The organism is Pengzhenrongella sp. (genome assembly GCF_036565025.1).
Taxonomy (GTDB): Bacteria; Actinomycetota; Actinomycetes; order Actinomycetales; family Cellulomonadaceae; genus Pengzhenrongella.
Genome location: NZ_DATCNW010000373.1, coordinates 1 through 1,693, shown reverse-complemented (window position 1 = coordinate 1,693; position 1,693 = coordinate 1). Strand labels below are relative to the sequence as shown.

The 1,693-nt window shown below is 65.4% G+C and carries 1 protein-coding gene and 1 pseudogene; both read right to left on the bottom strand.

Translation table 11 applies throughout. The annotated features are described in order from the left end of the window. Nucleotides 1-195: pseudogene (locus VIM26_RS21335) on the bottom strand (heat-shock protein HtpX); the annotation flags it as partial. A 21-nt stretch (nt 196-216) separates the two neighbouring features. Further along, entirely contained in the window at nt 217-1,434 is a 1,218-nt protein-coding gene (locus VIM26_RS21330; RefSeq protein ID WP_331955012.1) for an ISAzo13 family transposase, read from the bottom strand. Between the last annotated feature and the right edge of the window lie 259 nt (nt 1,435-1,693).

Genomic DNA, 1,693 nt, shown 5'->3' with positions numbered 1-1,693 from the left:
CTTCTTCGGTGTGCGGTCGGAGATGTCGATGCCGACCTCGCGCATCGCTTCGACGACGTTTGGCCAGATCGCGTCTGCGGGCTCCTGGCCTGCTGATTCGGCACGCAGGTCGTCTGGGGCGTAGCGCTCGAAGAAGGCTTGCGCAATCTGGGAGCGGCCGGCGTTGTGGGTGCAGACGAACAGGACATAGCGCATTGCGGCTTCCCTCCTTAGGGATCACGCGTTTATAAGTGAATGGTTTATGCTGTAGTTCCATTCGGGGTGGAAGTCGGCTTTGTGGATGTTGACGGTGGCGAGTTCGGCGTTTGTGACTTTGATTCCCTTCGGGTAGGTGCGTTGGTCGAGTTGGGCGTAGACCTCGAGGCCGGTGCGTGTCGTCGCGGCGCCGATCAGGTTGATGATCACTTCGAGGCTCGTCAGGGGCTTCCCGCGCCAGTTCTTCGAGATGAAGCTGAAGAGGCGGTGCTCGATTTTGTTCCACTTGCTGGTGCCGGGAGGGAAGTGGCAGACGTGGATGGCGAGACCGGTGTCGTCTGCGAGCTTCTGCAGCTCTACTTTCCAGAGGCGGGTGCGGTTGCCGTTGGAGCCGCCGCAGTCGGGAGTGATCGTGAGGGTCGTGGCGTTCGGGTAGCGCTTCTTGCCGAGGTGTTCCCACCAGCTCAGGATCGAGTTGACCGCGAACTGGGCGGTGTCGTTGTCGATCCCGACGTTGACCCAGCCCGTGTCGTCGGCGAGGTCGTAGATCCCGTAGGGGATCGCCTTGCCCAGTTCCTTGTCTTTGAAGTCGTGGCTGCGCACCAGCTCGGGTTCGCCTTTGGGCCGCCACTCGCGCCCCGGGTTCTTGAAGTCCCCGACCAGCTCCTTCTTCTTGGTGTCGACCGAGATCACCGGCTGCCCGGCATCAAGCGCCGCTTTCACGGTCCCGTTGATGTGCTGGAACTGCGCGTCGCGATCGGGATGCTGGGCGCCCTCCCTGGTCTTACGGTTGGCCTGCAGGCTGTAGCCCAGCTCCTTCAACGTCTTCAGCACGGTGCGGTCGGCGACCTGGTGGCCTGCCTCACGCAACCCGCCGGCGAGCTTCGCGGCGCTCTTCGAGCTCCACCGCAACGGCCGCTCGGGATCGCCACGCACGTCCGCCTCGACCAGCCGCTCGAGATCGGAGACCAGGGTCGGGTCCTTCTCGGCGAGCCGCTTGCGCCCCCCACCCGGACGGCGCACCCGGCCCGGCTCGAGCGCCTCACCGGAATCGAGCTCTGAAAGCCCGCGCCGCACCGTCGACTCCGAAACCGGCGTCGCTCGCACCACCGCAGCGATCCCGCCGCGCCCATGCGAACGAGCCTCCGCCGCCGCCCAACGCCGCCGGGCACGCTCATCCAGAGCGCCCTCCATCATCCGCCACCGCTCAGCAATCGCAGACTCATCGATCTCAGCCATGCCGACGGCTTCGACACTACCCCCAGCGACCCTTCGGTGAGCCAGCAAAAAACAATCAATTGATTACGCGTGAACCCTAACGACCAGGCCCTACAAGCCATAGCACGGACCCAACCCGCGGCACCTCCCACGCGTGCGCCCGTACCAAGCTCGGCCGGCCAAGCCTGCCAAGCCGGCCGAGCGGCCTGAAGGCGGTGGTGCCGGCTCCGCCGGCGCCACCGCCAGAGCAAGCGCCTGACCCCGGAACGCTCCACGAACC